Origin of the sequence: Streptomyces sp. NPDC012888, from assembly GCF_042900645.1 — a bacterium.
GTDB lineage: Bacteria > Actinomycetota > Actinomycetes > Streptomycetales > Streptomycetaceae > Streptomyces.
The window spans coordinates 15,495-33,302 of the sequence record NZ_JBIBBM010000008.1 but is presented as its reverse complement, the minus strand read 5'-3'; the positions used below and the strand labels follow the sequence as shown (position 1 = coordinate 33,302).

General features: G+C 72.3%; 13 protein-coding genes. 2 read left to right on the top strand and 11 right to left on the bottom strand.

The window, feature by feature from the left end; genetic code table 11:
• Positions 1 to 52: 52 nt before the first annotated feature.
• From ACFY61_RS16030 to ACFY61_RS15990, 9 genes are all read right to left on the bottom strand, one after another.
• Positions 53 to 1,186, bottom strand: coding sequence for a pseudouridine synthase (locus ACFY61_RS16030; RefSeq protein ID WP_389472144.1), 1,134 nt, complete (start codon positions 1,184 to 1,186; stop codon positions 53 to 55).
• Positions 1,186 to 1,824, bottom strand: coding sequence for an SMC-Scp complex subunit ScpB (gene scpB / locus ACFY61_RS16025; protein WP_389472142.1), 639 nt, complete (start codon positions 1,822 to 1,824; stop codon positions 1,186 to 1,188). Before scpB ends, ACFY61_RS16030 begins: the two co-directional genes overlap by 1 nt.
• Positions 1,817 to 2,788, bottom strand: a complete 972-nt coding sequence (locus tag ACFY61_RS16020; RefSeq protein ID WP_389472140.1) for a segregation and condensation protein A — start codon at positions 2,786 to 2,788, stop codon at positions 1,817 to 1,819. Before ACFY61_RS16020 ends, scpB begins: the two co-directional genes overlap by 8 nt.
• Positions 2,789 to 3,086: 298 nt before the next feature.
• Complete coding sequence (locus ACFY61_RS16015) at positions 3,087 to 3,536, bottom strand: hypothetical protein (RefSeq protein WP_389472714.1); 450 nt, start codon at positions 3,534 to 3,536, stop codon at positions 3,087 to 3,089.
• Positions 3,533 to 4,693 (bottom strand): ParA family protein, encoded by a 1,161-nt coding sequence (locus ACFY61_RS16010; protein ID WP_389472138.1) that lies wholly within the window; start codon positions 4,691 to 4,693, stop codon positions 3,533 to 3,535. Before ACFY61_RS16010 ends, ACFY61_RS16015 begins: the two co-directional genes overlap by 4 nt.
• 327 nt (positions 4,694 to 5,020) lie before the next feature.
• On the bottom strand, positions 5,021 to 6,136 hold the full coding sequence (gene ald / locus ACFY61_RS16005; protein ID WP_389472135.1) for an alanine dehydrogenase: 1,116 nt from the start codon (positions 6,134 to 6,136) through the stop codon (positions 5,021 to 5,023).
• Between the two features lie 143 nt (positions 6,137 to 6,279).
• Entirely contained in the window at positions 6,280 to 8,253 is a 1,974-nt protein-coding gene (locus tag ACFY61_RS16000; RefSeq protein ID WP_389472133.1) for a tetratricopeptide repeat protein, read from the bottom strand.
• Positions 8,254 to 8,426: 173 nt separating this feature from the next.
• The gene (locus tag ACFY61_RS15995; RefSeq protein WP_389472131.1) at positions 8,427 to 9,062 is read right to left on the bottom strand and encodes an NUDIX domain-containing protein; all 636 of its coding nucleotides are present in this window, start codon (positions 9,060 to 9,062) and stop codon (positions 8,427 to 8,429) included.
• 74 nt (positions 9,063 to 9,136) lie between these two features.
• Positions 9,137 to 10,768, bottom strand: coding sequence for a CTP synthase (locus ACFY61_RS15990; RefSeq protein ID WP_389472128.1), 1,632 nt, complete (start codon positions 10,766 to 10,768; stop codon positions 9,137 to 9,139).
• Between the two features lie 402 nt (positions 10,769 to 11,170).
• Here ACFY61_RS15990 and ACFY61_RS15985 point away from each other — a divergent pair, with 402 nt between their 5' ends.
• Together ACFY61_RS15985 and ACFY61_RS15980 are read left to right on the top strand one after the other, a co-directional pair.
• Complete coding sequence (locus ACFY61_RS15985; RefSeq protein WP_389472125.1) at positions 11,171 to 12,976, top strand: glycoside hydrolase family 15 protein; 1,806 nt, start codon at positions 11,171 to 11,173, stop codon at positions 12,974 to 12,976.
• Positions 12,977 to 13,057: 81 nt separating this feature from the next.
• A complete protein-coding gene (locus ACFY61_RS15980) occupies positions 13,058 to 14,443 on the top strand; it encodes an FAD-binding oxidoreductase (protein ID WP_389472123.1) in 1,386 nt (461 codons plus the stop codon).
• Positions 14,444 to 14,465: 22 nt separating this feature from the next.
• Here the strand turns inward: ACFY61_RS15980 and ACFY61_RS15975 are convergent, their stop codons facing one another.
• Entirely contained in the window at positions 14,466 to 16,106 is a 1,641-nt protein-coding gene (locus ACFY61_RS15975; protein WP_389472121.1) for a flavin monoamine oxidase family protein, read from the bottom strand.
• Between the two features lie 12 nt (positions 16,107 to 16,118).
• Positions 16,119 to 17,648, bottom strand: a complete 1,530-nt coding sequence (locus ACFY61_RS15970) for an APC family permease (RefSeq protein WP_389472119.1) — start codon at positions 17,646 to 17,648, stop codon at positions 16,119 to 16,121.
• Positions 17,649 to 17,808 lie beyond the last annotated feature (160 nt).

Here is a 17,808-nt window from a genome sequence, read left to right as displayed (position 1 = left end):
AGCCCGCGGTGCCACGGGCACCGCGGGCTCCGCCCGGGACGGTCGGGACCGGCTACAGGCCGACCTCGCGCATCAGCATGCCGACCTCGGTGTTGGTCAGCCGCCGCAGCCAACCGGACTTCTGGTCGCCGAGTTCGATCGGGCCGAAGGCGGTCCGGACGAGCTTCTCGACCGGGAAGCCGGCCTCGGCCAGCATCCGGCGGACGATGTGCTTGCGGCCCTCGTGCAGGGTCACCTCGACCAGGTAGTTCTTGCCGACCTGGTCGACCACGCGGAAGTGGTCGGCCTTGGCGTAGCCGTCCTCCAGCTGGATGCCGGACTGCAGCCGCTTGCCGATCTCCCGCGGCAGCGGGCCGGTGATGGCCGCGAGGTACTTCTTCTTCACGCCGTACTTGGGGTGCGTCAGCCGGTGGGCCAGCTCGCCGTGGTTGGTGAGCAGGATGATGCCCTCGGTCTCGGTGTCGAGCCGGCCGATGTGGAAGAGGCGGGTCTCCCGGTTGGTGACGTAGTCGCCGAGGCACTGGCGGCCGTCCGGGTCCTCCATGGTGGAGACGACACCGGCGGGCTTGTTCAGCGCGAAGAACAGGTAGGACTGGGTGGCGACGGTCAGGCCGTCCACCTTGATCTCGTCCTTCTGCGGGTCCACCCGCATGCCCTGCTCGGTGACGATCCGGCCGTTGACCTCGACCCGGGCCTGCTCGATCAGCTCCTCGCAGGCGCGCCGCGAGCCCATGCCGGCCCGCGCGAGCACCTTCTGCAGGCGCTCGCCCTCCTGCTCGGCGCCCGGGAAGGTCTTGGGCGTCTTGATCTCGGGCTTGTTCGCGTACCGCTCGCGGTTGCGCTCCTCGATCCGGGCGTCGTACTCCCGGGGCCGCGCCTGACCGCCGCCGCGCGGACCGTCGCCGCGGCGGCCGTCGGCCTTGCCGCCGCCCTGGGAGGTCCGGGGGCCGCCCTTGGCCCCGCCGCGGGCCGCGCTCCCGCGGGCCCCGCCGGAGCGGCCGGCTCCGCTGCGCTCACCCTCGGGGCCCACGTCGTAACGGCGCTCCTCGGGGCGGGGACGGCGCGGGCGGGCCTGGCCCTGACCGCCCTGCCGGTCGTCGCGCGAGTTGCCGGCGCCGCGGTGGTTACCGCGCCCGCCGCTCTTGCCGCTGTTCCTGTTGCCGCCGTTGCCGCCGCTGCTTCGCATCAAATGTCCGTCGTCTTGTCGTCTTCGTCAGTGTCCGGAGCGTCCGGATCGAACGACGGGACGCCTTCCTGCGTCTCGGCCTCGATCGCGTCCGCCTCCGGGAGGAACGGTGCGAGCTCGGGGAGCTCGTCCAGGCCTCGGAGGCCCATCCGCTCCAGGAAGTAGTTCGTCGTCCTGTACAGGATCGCACCTGTTTCGGGTTCCGTCCCCGTCTCCTCCACCAGCCCGCGCTGGAGCAGGGTGCGCATGACCCCGTCGCAGTTGACCCCGCGCACCGCGGAGACCCGGCTGCGGCTGACCGGCTGCCGGTAGGCCACGACCGCGAGGGTCTCCAGCGCCGCCTGGGTGAGCCGGGCCTGCTGCCCGTCCAGTACGAAGGCCTCGACCGCGGGGGCGTGCTCCGCGCGGGTGTAGTACCGCCAGCCGCCGGCCACCAGCCGCAGCTCGAAGCCGCGCCGCTGGACGTCGTACTCGTCGGCCAGCTCGCGGAGGGCGTCCGCGACCTCGCGGGGGCCGCGGCCGAGCACCTTGGCCAGGTGGGCCTCGGTGGCCGGCTCGTCCACCACCATCAGCACGGCCTCCAGCGCCGGCTTGAGCGCGGCCCGCTCGTGCCCGCCGGCCGTCCCGGTGTCACCCATCTCCGTCACTCTCCTCCACGACCCGGTCGAACTCGTCGGTGACCATCGCCCCGGGGCTGTCGGCGTCCCCGCCGCTCCAGCTGACCGTGAGCTCCTCCAGGGCCCGCTCCTGGTCGAGGGCGACAGCCTTCTCCCGGTAGAGCTCCAGCAGGGCGAGGAAGCGGGCCACCACGGTCAGCGTGTCCGGGGCGTCGGCGGTCAGCTCCCGGAAGCTGGCCCGGCCCCGCTCGCGCAGCATCCGCACGACCACCTCGGCCTGCTCCCGGACGCTGACCAGCGGGGCGTGGATGTGGTCCACGTACACCTGGGGCCTGGCCCTGGGCTGCATGGCCTTGACGGCGAGCCGGGCGAAGCCCTCGGCGCCGATGCCGATGACCACCTCGGGGAGCAGTTCGGCGTGGTGCGGCTCGAGCCCCACGGTCCGGGGGTACCGCCGGCCCTCGGCGTCGGCGCGCTCCTCGAAGATCCGGGCGATCTGCTTGTACGCCCGGTACTGGAGCAGCCGCGCGAAGAGCAGGTCGCGGGCCTCCAGGAGGGCGAGGTCGGCCTCGTCCTCGACCTCGGCGGCGGGCAGCAGGCGTGCGGCCTTGAGGTCGAGCAGGGTGGCCGCGACGACGAGGAACTCGGTGGTCTGGTCGAGGTCCCAGTCGGGGCCCATGGCGCGGATGTGGGCCATGAACTCGTCGGTCACCTTGGAAAGGGCGACCTCGGTGACGTCGAGCTTGTGCCGCGAGATGAGCTGGAGCAGCAGGTCGAACGGCCCCTCGAAGTTCGCGAGCCGCAACGTGAACCGCCCACCCCCGTCCCCGGGCTCCGCCACCGGCTCGCCCGAGGGCTCGTCGGCCGCGGGCGGGTCGGCCGCGGGCGGGTCGGCCGCGGGCTCTGCGGCTGCCGGCTCTTCTCCCCCGGGCCCGTGGCCCAGGCGGCGCCGGGCGGCGGGCCGAGCGGGGTGGTTCGGGGGCATGTCGATCCTGGTTCCGGCGTCACGTCGGGCGGCCCCCGCAGCCTACCGGGCCACCGCCCGCTGCCCCGCCGGGCGGTGGCCGGCCCGCCCGGCGTTTCGAAGCGCATGCTCCGGCGGAGCGCCGGCTGCCCGACCACGCCTCCGGCCGGGCCCGCTCAAACGCCGCTCGGGCTTGGTGGCCCGCCGGGGTCGCGTCCTGCGGGCCGGCTCCGGGCGGGCAAACCCAGCCCCGCCGGCGATCGAGGCGCGGGGTAGGGGGCGGAGCCCCGTGTGTGCGCCGGCGGGGCCGTGCGGCGGGTCAGCGGCCGCGGAGGCGGCGGACCAGGATGCTCGCGTCGCCGCGGGACTCCAGGTCCGCCAGGACGACGGCGACCGCTTCGCGGACGATGCGGCCGCGGTCGACCGCGAGCCCGTGCTCGCCGCGCAGCACCAGCCGCGCGTGCTCCAGGTCCATCAGCTCCTCCGCGGAGACGTAGACCGTGATCTTCTCGTCGTGGCGCTCGCGCCCGCTCGGCCGGCGGTTGGCCCCCCGCCCCTTCCGCCGCGGGCCGGAACCTTCCTGCGGCCTGCGCGGCGCCGCGACCACCGGGTCCTCAGCCTCCCGGCTGGGGGCCACTGCCGTCGCCGACTCCTGCTCGGGCTCCGGCGCCGCGGTCCCCGCGTCCTCCGGACCCCGCCTCGGCGAGGAGGCCTGCAGGGCCATCCCGCCGGTCGTACGGAACAGTTCGTCGGCTCCGGGCAGACTCACTCGGCGTGACACCGGGCGAGCACCTCCCTGGCCAGCTGGCGGTAGGCGGCGGCGCCGACGGAGTTGGACGCGTACGTGGTGATCGGCTCGCCGGCCACCGTGGTCTCCGGGAAGCGGACCGTCCGGCCGATGACCGTGTGGTACACGTGGTCGTCGAAGGCCTCCACGACGCGCGCGAGCACCTCACGGCTGTGCACCGTGCGGGAGTCGTACATCGTCGCGAGGATGCCGTCGAGCTCCAGCTCGGGGTTGAGCCGCTCCTGGACCTTCTCGATGGTCTCGGTCAGCAGGGCCACACCGCGCAGCGCGAAGAACTCGCATTCCAGCGGCACGATGACCTTGTGAGCGGCCGTCAGGGCGTTCACGGTCAGCAGGCCCAGTGAGGGCTGACAGTCGATCACGATGTAGTCGTAGTCGTTCATCAGCGGCTTCAGGGCGCGCTGGAGCGTCGACTCCCGCGCCACCTCGCTGACCAACTGCACTTCCGCCGCCGACAGGTCGATGTTGCTCGGCAGCAGGTCCATGTTGGGGACCGCCGTCTTCAGCAGCACCTCGTCCGCCGACATGCCCCGCTCCATGAGCAGGTTGTAGACGGTCAGGTCCAGCTCCATCGGGTTCACGCCGAGGCCCACGGACAGCGCGCCCTGCGGGTCGAAGTCGACGAGGAGGACCCGTCGGCCGTACTCGGCGAGCGCCGCACCCAGGTTGATGGTCGACGTCGTCTTGCCGACGCCGCCCTTCTGGTTGCACATCGCGATGATCTTCGCCGGACCGTGGTCGGTCAGCGGACCCGGGATCGGGAAGTACGGCAGTGGCCGTCCGGTGGGGCCGATCCGCTCGCGGCGCTGCCGGGCAGCGTCGGGGGCGAGCGTGGCCGCGTACTCGGGGTCGGGCTCGTACTCGGCGTCGGGGTCGTAGAAGTGCCCCTCGGGCACCTCGTCGTAGTCGGCGAAACCGGCGGGCATCTCGCCGCTCCGGTCGCCGGCCATGGAGTTCACGTCTAGGCCGTCCATGCTCTTCGGGGGCGTCGTCATGTGCTGGTGGTTTGCGAAGGTGCGGACTGCGACGGAGCCGACCGCTTCGAGCCCGGCCGGGCCCTGGCCCTGCGCACGGGTACCTGCTTGACCACCCCCAGGAGTAAATGTCGACTCATTCACAAGTCGTCTTACCTCCTTGGACGTGACCAGGACACTTATCGATAGGTCAGCGTGGCACCATGCCGACGGTTGTGGACTCTATGGCGTGTCAGCGCTTCGCAGCAACACAATCCGCCGGACCCGGCACGATGTGTCGGTGACCGAACACCGCTCTGTCAAGGGCGTACGGGCCGCCACCGCAAGGTTTCGCGGGTGCGCGAAACGGTTAAAGGGTTACGTTCGAGGCGAGTTGAGCGGGCTCCCCGCCACACCCGGACACGCCTCCGGCCGGACCTTGGCTGCAAGGTCCGGCCGGATACGTGAGATTGACGTCAGTCGTTGACGCGACTAGCCGAGCAGGGCGTGGAGCTCGACCGAGTCGAGGCCGTGGGCCTCGGCGACCGGGCCGTAAACGACCTGGCCGTCATGGGTGTTGAGGCCCAGGGCCAGCGCGGGGTCGCGGCGCAGCGCCTCGGCCCAGCCGAGGTTCGCGAGCTGCACGATGTAGGGCAGGGTCGCGTTGGTCAGGGCGTAGGTGGAGGTGTTCGGCACCGCGCCCGGCATGTTGGCGACGCAGTAGAAGACCGAGTCGTGGACCTTGAAGGTCGGCTCGGCGTGGGTGGTCGGACGGGAGTCCTCGAAGCAGCCGCCCTGGTCGATCGCAATGTCGACAAGGACACTTCCGGGCTTCATCTTGGCGACGAGCTCGTTGGTGACCAGCTTCGGGGCCTTCGCACCCGGGATCAGTACGGCACCGATGACGAGGTCGGCCTCGATGACGGCCTTCTCCAGCTCGAAGGCGTTGGAGACGATCGTCTTGATCTTCGTGCCGAAGATCTTGTCGGCCTCGCGGAGCTTGTTGATGTCCCGGTCGAGCAGGGTCACGTGGAAGCCCATGCCGATGGCGATCTGCGCGGCGTTCCAGCCGGAGACGCCGCCGCCGATGACGACGCACTCGCCGGCGTGGGTGCCGGGGACGCCACCGGGGAGCACGCCGCGGCCGCCGGCCGAGCGCATCAGGTGGTAGGCGCCGACCTGCGGGGCCAGGCGGCCCGCGACCTCGGACATCGGGGCGAGCAGCGGGAGCGCGCGGTTGGCGAGCTCGACCGTCTCGTAGGCGATGGCGGTGGTGCCGGACTCCAGCAGGGCGTCCGTGCACTCGCGGGAGGCCGCGAGGTGCAGGTAGGTGAAGAGGGTCTGGTCCTTGCGGAGGCGGTGGTACTCCTCCGCGATGGGCTCCTTGACCTTCAGCAGCAGGTCGGCGGTGGCCCAGACCTCGTCGGCCGTGCCGAGGATCTCGGCACCGGCGGCGACGTACTCGGCGTCCGTGATCGAGGAGCCGACGCCGGCGTTCTGCTCGATGAAGACCTGGTGGCCGTTGCGGACGAGCTCGTGCACGCCGGCGGGGGTGATGGCCACCCGGAACTCGTTGTTCTTGACCTCGCGGGGGATGCCGACCTTCATCGTCGATCACGGTCCTTGGCTCAGGGGAAATAACGGGGCAATGCCATACATACCCGCTTACACCGGTGCGCAACGGGATGCACCACGAGATGACGTGGTGGAGCCAGTTTAATGAAGGATTAACGCGTGTCTAGCCTTGCAAACTAATAATCTTGGCCGGAAGCGCTACGGATTTCGCAGGCCGCTGGGTCGTCTCCCAGCAGTCGATCCGCCGTGGAACGGTGCAGCCGGGCCGCCGCCGGGTCGCCGAGCCGGTCCAGCGTGTCGGCCAGCCGGACCTCCAGGGCCGCCTGAAGCCGCAGGTCCCCGGCCCGGCGGGCCAGCTCCACCGCCTCGCGGCAGGTGTGCAGCGACTCCTCGGGCCGTCCCGCGTACTCCTGCACCCGGGCCATCTCGCTCAACGCCTTTGCCTGGCCCGGCACATCGGCCAGCCTTCGGTAGCCGGCACCTGCCGCCCGCCAGCTGCGCAGCGCCTCCCCGTACCGGCCGGCCAGGGTGTGGGCGTTCCCGAGCCGCCCGTACAGCCGGGCCTCGTCGGGCCGCTCCCCGCGGGCCAGGCAGTGGGCCAGCGCCCGGCCGAACCAGTCGGCGGCGCGGTTGTAGTCCCCCAGTTCCTGGTAGGCCCCGCCTACGGATTCCATCGCCCGGCCGGTCGCCAGCGGGTCCTTCGCGGCCCGGCCGGCGTCCAGCGCGGCCCGGTACCGCTCCAGCGCCTCGGCCGTCCGGCCGGTCTCGGCGTCCAGGTCGGCGAGGAACAGCTGGGCGGCGGCCTTCTCCCGGTGCAGGGAGCGCCGCTCGGCCACGTCCAGGACCAGCCGGTGCAGGGAGTACAGCTCGGGGGCGGCGTCAGCGGTGCCCCGGTGCGCGGCGAGGGCGTGGACCAGGGCCGAGATCAGCCGCCGGGCCAGGGTGTCGAGCTCGCCGTCGGCGACGGCGAGCCGGGCCGAGGCGCTGAGGGCGGGCAGGCGGGAGTCCAGCCAGCGGGCGGCGGCCCGGGTGTCGGGGAAGCGCAGGGGCCGGGGCAGGCCGTCCAGCTGCTCCCGGACGACTTCCTCGTCGTCCTCGGCCATGGCCCGGCAGGAGCCGAGCAGCCGGACGGTCCGCTCCAGCATCCGTGCCCGGGCCAGCTGCACCTCGGCGGGCCGCTCGCCGGACTCCAGGAGGGTCCGCAGCAGCGGGGCGAGGCAGCCGGGCAGCAGGTACAGGCCGTCGGCGGCGGGGCGGAGCAGCCCGAGCCCGGCGAACTCCTCCAGGGTCGACTGGGCGGCGGCGACGGAGCAGCCGGCCAGCGCGGAGGCGGTGTGGGAGTCGATCAGCCCGGCGGGGGCGAGCGGGAGCAGCCGGAGGCTGCGCTGGGCGGGCTGGGGCAGTCCCCCGTAGACGAAGCGGAACGCCCGGGCCAGGGGGTCGCCGGCCCCGCCGGGGGTGTCGTGGAGCTGCTTGGCGAGGTCGGCGACGGAGGCCTTGGGGTGGGCGGCGAGCCAGCCGCCGGCCAGGGCGAGGGCGGCGGGGCGGCCGCCGCACTCCTCGGCGAGGGCCTCCGCGGCGCGTGGGTCCACGGTGATCCGGGTGTCGCCGATGCGGTGGCCGAGCATCCGCACGGCGGCCGGGGTGTCGAGTCCGCCGAGCGTGCAGGGGCGGACATCCGGAATCCCGGTCAGGGGTCCCTCCGAGGTGACGACGACCAGGCATTCGCGGACGTCGGGGAGGAGCGGGTCCACCTGGTGGGCGTCCGCGGCGTCGTCGAGCAGGACGATCGCCCGGCGGCCGGCGAGGGCCTCGTTGAGGGAGGTGCCGAGCTCGTCCTCGCCCGCGCCCGGCGGGGTCGGCCGGCCGAGGCCCTCCAGCAGCTCGCGCAGGGTGTGCGCGGTGGGCACCCGCTCGCCGCCGGGGAGGGTCAGCCGGGCCCGGAGGACACCGTCGGGATAGTCCGCGGCGACCTCGCGCACGAAGGCCTCGGCGAGGGCGGTGCCGCCGGAGCCGGGCCGGCCGGCGACGAGCAGCACGCGGGCCCGGGGTGCCTTGTCCTTGCGTCCGGAGAGGGTGTCGAGCCCCGTCCGGGCGATGTCCTCGCGCAGCTCCTTGAGCTCGCGCCGCCGCCCGACGAAATCCGTCACAGCCTGCTCCTTTCCGTGCCCGACGCTTCGGGATCCCGAGCGTAGTTCACGCAGAGCGACGGTCCGTGGGGAGCGCGGCGCACAGGTCGCCTGATCGGATCAGCCGATCGTCACACCGGTGGAGTGGGGCTCCCGGCTCCCGCGTCCGCTGTCCGCGCCCGCGCCCCGTCCGGTCACGCGGAGTAGGGCCGGGCCGGCCAGGGGGCCTCGGCGGGACGGAGCCCCTCGACTCCCCCGGTCCCCCGTGCCGCATGGAGCGCCAGGACCCCGGCCACCAGCGCGGCGTTGCCCAGCTCGCCGTCCAGCACCCCGCGTACGAGGTCCTCCAGCGGCACCCGGCGGACCTCCATGTCCGCCTCCTCGCCCTCGCCCTCGTACCGCTCGCCCTGCGCGTCGGCGAGGCCGCGGGCCAGGAAGATCCGCACCGCCTCGTCCGACCCGCCGGGCGAGTTGAAGAAGTCGACCAGCACCCGCCAGTCCGCCGCCTCGACGTGCGCCTCCTCGTACAGCTCCCGCTGCGCCGCGTGCAGCGGGTTCTCCCCCGGTACGTCGAGCAGGCCGGCCGGGAGCTCCCACAGCCGGTGCCGCACCGGGTGCCGGTACTGCCGCAGCACCAGGACCCGGTCCTGCTCGTCCAGGGCCAGCACGCACACCGAGCCGGGGTGGACCTGGTAGTCCCGGCGGGCCACCGACCCGTCGGGCATCCGCACCTCCTCCGAGTCCACCGCCGTCTTCGCACCCTGGAACGGCCGCTCGGACGAGATGACCTCCCAGGTCTCCGCGGTGTCCCTGATCTCCTTCGCCGACATGGCCGTACCCTCCCGAGAAACGCGACAGCCGGGGCACGGATGATCCGTACCCCGGCTGCACACGTTACCGAGCGTCAGCCCTGCTGCCGCTCCACCGCGGCCTTCACCAGGCCCGCGAACAGCGGGTGCGGGCGGGTCGGGCGGGAGCGCAGCTCCGGGTGGGCCTGGGTGGCCACCAGGTAGGGGTGCACCTCGCGCGGGTACTCGACGTACTCGACCAGCTTGTTGTCCGGGGAGGTGCCGGAGAACTGCAGGCCGGCCTTCTTCTCCAGCTCGCCGCGGTAGGCGTTGTTCACCTCGTAGCGGTGGCGGTGGCGCTCGTCCACGTACGCCTGGTCGCCGTAGACCTCGCGGACGATGGAGCCCTCGGCGAGCTTCGCCGGGTACATGCCGAGCCGCATGGTGCCGCCCAGGTCGCCGGCGCCCTCGACGAAGGCCAGCTGCTCCTCCATGGTCGAGATGACCGGGTGCGGGGTCGACGGGTCGAACTCGGTGGAGTTCGCGTCCTCGATGCCGGCCAGGTTCCGCGCCGCCTCGATGACCACGCACTGCAGGCCCAGGCAGAGGCCGAGCAGCGGCACCTTGTTCTCGCGGGCGTAGGTGATCGCGCCGACCTTGCCGTTCACGCCGCGGTCGCCGAAGCCGCCGGGCACGCAGATCGCGTCGACGTCGGAGAGCTGGGCGGCGGCGCCGGCCGGGGTCTTGCAGTCGTCCGAGGTGACCCACTTGATCTTGACGCGGGCCCGGTTGGCGAAGCCGCCGGCGCGCAGCGCCTCGGTCACCGACAGGTAGGCGTCGGGCAGGTCGATGTACTTGCCGACGAGCGCCACGGTGACCTCGTGGTCGGGGTTGTGGACCCGGTCCAGCAGGTCCTCCCAGACGGTCCAGTCCACGTCGCGGAACGGCAGGTCGAGCTTGCGCACGACGTACGCGTCCAGGCCCTCGGTGTGCAGCACCTTCGGGATGTCGTAGATCGACTTGGCGTCGATGGCGGCCACGACGGCGGCCTCGTCCACGTCGCACATCAGCGAGATCTTGCGCTTGATGGAGGTGGGGACGTCCCGGTCGGCGCGCAGCACGATCGCGTCGGGCTGGATGCCGATGTTGCGCAGGGCGGCGACGGAGTGCTGGGTCGGCTTGGTCTTCAGCTCGCCGGAGGGGCCGATGTAGGGCAGCAGCGAGATGTGCACGACGAAGACGTTGTCGCGGCCGACCTCGTGGCGGACCTGGCGGACGGTCTCCAGGAACGGCAGCGACTCGATGTCGCCGACGGTGCCGCCGACCTCGGTGATGACGACGTCGACGTCGTCGGTCGCCATGCGCCGGATGCGGTGCTTGATCTCGTTGGTGATGTGCGGGATGACCTGCACGGTGTCACCGAGGTACTCGCCGCGCCGCTCCTTGGCGATGACCGTGTTGTAGACCTGGCCGGTGGTGACGTTGGCCGAGCCGTCGAGGTCGACGTCGAGGAAGCGCTCGTAGTGGCCGATGTCCAGGTCGGTCTCGGCGCCGTCGTTGGTGACGAACACCTCGCCGTGCTGGAACGGGTTCATCGTGCCCGGGTCGACGTTCAGGTACGGGTCGAGCTTCTGCATCGTGACCCGCAGGCCCCGGGCCTTGAGCAGCGCACCCAGGCTGGAGGCCGTCAGTCCCTTACCGAGGGAGGAGGCGACACCCCCGGTGACGAAGATGTGCTTGGTCGTCATGGCTGTGCTCGCCAAGAGGGGGCTCCCGTGGTCGCGAAGTGAGGTACGTCCGGCGACTTCTCCCGTTTCCGGAGGTGCCGAAGCTGCGGTTTCGGGGCCCCTGATTCGCACAGGCGGACTCCCGGTCCACGGGGTACCAGCCTATCAGCGACCTGGACGGTCCGCCTCCGAGCCACACGCGCGGCCGGCGCGCCCCGCCCGGCACCGGTCCCTCACCCGTTCGGAGTAGACGCATTCACCCGGGGCTCGCTGAGATCACTAGGGTGCCGTCTTATCCTGCTCGGATAACGCTCACATCGCCGCCGAGCAGGCCGGCAGACGGCACGACCCCAGCCCGCCGGCGGAACCCCGCAATGCAAGCGCCCTTCGGGGCGGACGTGGCTGTTCGACTGGAGTTGCAACGTGTCCGGGCGCATCGAGGATTACGCACTGATCGGCGACATGCAGACCGCTGCCCTGGTCTGCCGGGACGGCTCGGCGGACTGGCTTTGCCTGCCACGTTTCGACTCCCACGCCATTTTCGCGGGCCTGCTGGGGACGGAGGACCACGGCTTCTGGCGGATCGGCCCGGCCGTGCCGGCGGGCACCGACGCCCCGCACGCCGACCGGCGCCGCTACCGCGGCGACTCGCTGGTCCTGGAGTCCGAGTGGGACACGCCGCGCGGCACGGTGCGGGTCATCGACTTCATGCCGCCCCGTGAGGACCACGCCCCGCAGCTGATCCGGATCGTGGAGGGGGTCAGCGGGCGGGTGCCGATGCGCTCGGCGCTGCGCATGCGGTTCAGCTACGGCCGCATCGTGCCCTGGGTGCACCGGTCCGAGGGCCGTACGGTCGCCATGGCCGGCCCGGACTCGGTCTGGCTGGACTCCGACATCGAGACGTACGGCAAGGACCTGACGACCTACGCCGACTTCACCGTGGCCCCCGGTGACCGGATCGCGTTCAGCATCAGCTGGCAGCCCTCCCACAAGGACGCGCCGGAGGTCCCGGACGCCGAGGCGGCCCTGGCCGCGACCACCGAGTTCTGGCGCGAGTGGGTGGAGCACTGCACCTACCACGGGCCCTACCGGGAGGCGGTGATCCGCTCGCTGATCACCCTCAAGGCGCTCACCTACGCCCCCACGGGCGGCATCGTCGCCGCGCCCACCACCTCCCTCCCGGAGGAGATCGGCGGCGTCCGCAACTGGGACTACCGCTACACCTGGCTGCGGGACGCGGCGATCACCCTGTCCTCGCTGCTGCGCACCGGCTACCGCGAGGAGGCCCGCGCCTGGCGCGAGTGGCTGCTCCGCGCGGTGGCCGGCGACCCGGAGAACCTGCAGATCATGTACGGCATCGCGGGCGAGCGCGAGCTCGGCGAGACCGAACTCGACTGGCTGCCCGGGTACGAGAACTCTCAGCCGGTACGGGTCGGCAACGGCGCCGCCCACCAGCTCCAGCTGGACGTCTACGGCGAGGTCACCGAGGCGCTGCACCTGGGCCACATGACCGGTCTGGCCCGCAACGACTACGCCTCGCTGCTCCAGATCAAGCTGATCCGCTACCTCGAGACCCACTGGGACCAGCCCGACGAGGGCATCTGGGAGGTCCGCGGTCCGCGCCGGCATTTCGTCCACTCCAAGGTGATGGCCTGGGTGGCGGTGGACCGCACCATCAAGCTGATCGAGAGCGGGGACGCGGACGGCCCGCTGGAGCGCTGGCGGGAGCTGCGCGACGAGATCCACCGGGACGTCTGCGAGAAGGGCTACGACAAGGAGCGCAACACCTTCACCCAGTCGTACGGCTCCAAGGAGCTGGACGCCTCGCTGCTGCTGATCCCGCAGATGGGCTTCCTGCCGCCCGACGACAAGCGGGTCATCGGCACCATCGAGGCCATCCAGCGGGAGCTGTCCACGGAGGACGGGTTCATCCTGCGCTACCCGACGGCCGGCGAGGAGGCCGGTGTGGACGGCCTGGAGGGCGACGAGGGCGCCTTCCTGGCGTGTTCGTTCTGGATGGCGGACGACCTGGCGATGATCGGCCGGGTCGACGAGGCCCGCAAGCTGTTCGAGCGGCTCCTGGCCCTGCGCAACGACCTCGGTCTGCTGGCGGAGGAGTGGGATCCGCGGCTGCAGCGCCAGGTGGGCAACTTCCCGCAGGCCTTCAGCCACGTTCCGCTGATCGACACGGCGCTGCGGCTGACCGCGAGCGGCGCGTACGGCGGCTGAGGAGGGCCGGAGGGCGGCCCCGGGCGGGGCCGCCTAGCCTGGAAGGGTCCTTCTCCCCCGTCAGGGAAAGGGGGCCGCGTCATGGCTGCCTCCGGCAAGGCGGGCACGGCGCTGGCCGAGCTCCGCGAGGATCTGTCGGGTGACGTCCTGGCCCCGGGGGACCCGGGGTACGACGAGGCCCGCCGGGTGTTCAACGCGATGGTGGACCGGCGGCCGGCCGTGATCGCCCAGTGCGAGGACGAGGCGGACGTCGTCACCGCGGTGCGGTTCGCGCGCGAGCTGGACCTGCCGGTCGCGGTGCGCGGCGGCGGGCACGGCGTGGCGGGTACCGCGCTGGGCGACGGGGCGCTGGTGGTGGACCTGCGGCGGATGCGCGAGGTGTCGGTGCGTCCGGCGGCGCGGGCGGCCCGGGTCGGCGGCGGGGCGACGATGGCCGGTCTGGACCGGGCGTGCGAGCCGTACGGTCTGGCGACCACCGGCGGGCGGGTCTCGACGACCGGGGTGGGCGGTTTCGTGCTCGGCGGGGGCACCGGCTGGCTGGACCGGAGGTTCGGTCTGGCCGTGGACAACCTGCTGGGCGTGGAGCTGGTCACGGCGGACGGGGAGTGCCTGACGGTGACCGCCGGGGACCATCCGGAGCTGTTCTGGGCGCTGCACGGTGGTGGCGGGAACTTCGGCGTGGCCACGTCGCTCACGCTGCGGCTGCACGAGCTGCCGGCCATGTCCGTGGCGTTCCTGCTGTACCTGCCGGAGTACGGGCCCGAGGTGGTGCGGACGTACCGGGACGTGATCGAGGCGGGTCCGGTGGAGGCGGGCGGGGCGGTGATCTACCTGACCGGGCCGGCGGACGACGCGTTCGTGCCGGGGCACCTGGCGGGCCGGCTGGTGTGCGGGATGCTGCTGACGTACGCGGGCCCGGAGGAGCGGCTGCGGAAGCTGGCCCGGCCGCTGCTGGCGGTCCCGCACGAGGCGGAGATGGTCACGGCGATCGGGTACGCCGACCTGCAGTGCATGCTCGACGATCCGCCGGGGATGCGGAACTACTGGTCGGCGGAGTACCTCGCCCGGGCGCCGGACGCGTTCGTGGACGTGTTCTGCGGCCGGGCCGGTTCGATGCCCGTGCCCACCGGCTCCCAGCACATCCTGTTCCCGCAGGGCGGCGCGATCGCGTCGGGGCCCTCCGACTACCCGGTGCCGTACCGGGACGCGCCCTGGGCCGTGCACCCGTTCGCGGTGTGGGCGGACCCGGCGGACGACGAGCGGGCGCGGCAGTGGGTGCGGGACGTCCGGGCGGACGTCCGGCCGTGGTCCACCGGCGCGGTGTACCTGAACTTCGTCGGGGACGAGGGCCGGGACCGGGTGGTGGCGGGCCTGGGCACGGAGAACATGCGGCGGCTGGCCGAGGTGAAGCGGAAGTACGACCCGGACAACGTCTTCCGCTTCAACCACAACATCAGGCCGCTGTGAGCGGGCCCGCGCGGGGCCCGGTTCAGGTGAGGGCGGCGATCACCTCCCGGGCGGCGCGCTCGCCCTCGGTGGCGCCGCCTTCCATGAAGCCCTGGAAATCGTAGGAGCAGTGCTCGCCGCCGATGTGGACGTTGCCCTGGGCGGTGCCCTCGTAGCGGGCGTAGCGGTGGAGGTAGCCGACGGGCCAGTAGGAGTAGGCGCCGAGGGCGCGGGGGTTGCGGTGCCAGGCGGACAGCTGGGCGCGGCCGTTCCAGACGGCCTTGGTGCCCGGGTAGAAGGCGTCGATGCCGGTGAGCATGCGGTCGGCGAGGGCGCGTACGTAGGGGTCGGACTGGGTGGCGAAGGGGGTGGCCGGGGTGAGGGCCTCGGCGAGGCTGCCGCCGCCGTACTGGATGAGGATGCCTCCGGTGCCGGGCTGGACCTTGGTGGTGTCCCAGGTCTGCTGGACGGGCGAGTCGGTGAAGCAGTCGCCGGCGCTCACTCCGGGCCAGGGGCCGGTGCCGCGCCAGGGCCGGGCGGTGAACTGGAGGTTGAGCTTGGTGCAGTGGCCCATGCGGGCGTCGCGCAGCAGGTTGCGCATCAGCGGGTCGAAGCCGGCCCGGGTGGTGTCGATGCGCTGGAGGACGGGCAGCGGCAGGCAGAGGATGGTGTGGTCGGCGACGACGGTGCGGACGGCGCCGGAGTCGTCGAAGGTGAGGGTCTGGGTGCCGTCGGGGTCGGCGCGCACGGCGGTGAGTTCGCGGCCCATGACGAGGGTGCCGGCGGGCAGGGCGGCCGCGATGGCGTTCGGCAGCAGGTCGTTGCCGCCCGTGATGTGGTAGCGCTCGTTGGACAGGCCCCAGACGTTGAAGTTGCCGGGGTTGGGCTGGTAGCCCATCAGCAGGACGAGGGCGAGGGCGGACTGCCGCTGGGTGTCGGCGCCGTACTCGACGTTGTAGGCGACGTCGATGAACCGGCCGAGGCGTGAGGTGTGGCCGCCGGGGACCCGGGTCTCGATCCACTCGTACAGGGACATGTCGTCGAGGGCGGTGCCGGCCGGGGTGCTGCTGTTCCAGGCGACCTCGCCGGCTTCGACCAGGTCGCGGTGGAGGGCCTGGTAGACCGCCTTGAAGTCCTCGTCGGCCTGGTGGCGGGGGTAGTACTCGCCGCCGAACCACAGGACTTCCTCGGCCCCGTTGGGTCCGCCGCCGAGGAAGTCCTCGGTCTGCAGGCCGAAGCGCCGGCACAGCTCCAGGATCTTCTTGTGGCTGGTGTCGATCAGCTCTCCGCCTATCTCGGAGGTCTGGCCGTACGCCCAGTGGCCGCGCTGGGTCCACATGCGGCCGCCGACCCGGGCGGGGTCGGCCTCGTAGAGGGTGCAGGAGAGGCCGGCGTCCTTGAGGGTGAGGGCGGCGGTGAGACCGGAGATGCCGGCGCCGACGACGGCGATGCGCGGGTTGCCGACGGGCTTCTTGTCGGGCAGCACCTCGGCGTGCGCGGGTGTGGCGGACACGGCGGGTCCGGCGCCGAGGGCGGTGAGTCCCAGGCCGAGGGCGGCGGCGCGGCCGAGCAGTTCGCGGCGGCCGAGGCCCCGGACGTCGGCGACGGGCATCTTCAGGCGGCGGGCCGCGGCGTGCTCGGCGGCGAGCTGCCGGAGGGAGTGCATGACGGGCGTGCGGGCCATGGCGGCGGCTCCTCAGGCGGTGACGGTGGAAGGGGTGGTGTCCTCGGGGTCCGCGGTGCGTTCGGCGGCGTCCTCCAGCACGATGCGGCCGATGACCTCGTAGCGTTCGGGGGCTTTGGCGCGCAGCCACAGGCCGAGGGCGAGCCCGCCGAAGAAGACGAGGCCGACGATCCAGGGGATGAGCTTGAAGAACAGCGAGCCGGCGGCCGCGCCGGCCGCGGTCTCCATGTTGACCACGAGCAGGACCACGACGGCGGTCATGCCGATGCCGCCGAGCAGGGGGGCGGTGAGGGTCCTGAACCAGTGCCGGTCCTCGGGGTGGTTGTTGCGGAAGTAGCCGATGACGGCGAAGGAGCAGAGGGTCTGCACGATCAGGATGGCCATCGTGCCGAGGATCGCGAGCAGCGTGTAGAGGTGCAGGTAGGGGTCCTGGCCGGTGAGCCAGAAGCCGGCGACGAGCGCGGTGGCGATGCAGGTCTGGACGACGGAGGCCAGGTACGGCGAGCCGTGCCGGCGGTGGGTGCGGCCGAGCGCGGGGTGCAGGAAGCCCTCGCGGCCGATGGCGTACAGGTAGCGGGCGGCGCACTGGTGGAAGGCCATGCCGCAGGCGAAGGAGCCGGTGAGCAGGAGCCACTGGAAGGCGTCGACGCCCCAGGCGCCGATGAACTCGCGGGTGGGGGCGAAGAACAGGTCGAGCGGGCTGGTGGAGCCGGACAGTTCGACGGACTTGGCGAGCCCGTTGCCTGCGATGGTCATCCAGGAGACGTAGATGTAGAAGAGGCCGACGCCGATGACGGAGACCAGGGTGGCGCGGGGGATGACGCGCTTGGGGTCGCGGGACTCCTCGCCGTACATGGCGGTGGACTCGAAGCCGACCCAGGACCAGAAGGCGAAGAAGAGGCCGAGGCCGGCGGAGGTGCCGGTGAAGGCGTTGGCCGGGTTGACGGGTTCGACGGGGATGCCGTCGGGGCCGCCGCCGGCGAGGAGCACGGCGGTGGCGACGGCGAACAGCACGGCGATCTCCGCGACGAGCATCACGCCGAGCGCCTTGGCGGTGAGGTTGATGTCGAAGTGCGCGAGGACGGCGGTGACGCCGAGCATGCCGGCGGCGTAGACGATCCAGGGGAGGTCGACGCCGAGCTGGTCGTGGACGGTGGTCCGGGCGAAGTAGGCGAAGACGCCGACGATGGAGGCCTCGAAGACGATGTAGGCGAGGACCGCGAGCATCCCGGAGGCCATGCCGGCGATGCGGCCGAGGCCGTGCGAGATGTAGCCGTAGAAGGCGCCGGCGGCGGTGATCCGCTTGGCCATGGCCACGTAGCCGACCGCGAAGACGGTCAGGACGAGCGTGGCGAAGAGGTAGCCGGCGGGGGCCCCGGTGCCGTTGCCGAAGCCGACCGCGATGGGGAGGTTGCCGGTCATCGCGGTGATGGGGGCCGCGGTGGCGACCGCCATGAACACCACGCCGACCAGTCCGACGGAGTCGGCCTTGAGGCGCTGCACCTCGCCCGTGCCGGGAGATGCCGGGGAACCACTGCTCATGTCGTACGCCCTCGTTCCTGTCGCTCTGTTCGCGGGCGCCCACTCTGACGGCACGTGACACAGGCCACAATCGACACGCGGTCCGATAATCGCCTTTCATGGGCGACGAGTTGTCGGGTCGGGACGCGACTCGTACCGACGGGATGATGTTCACGGCACA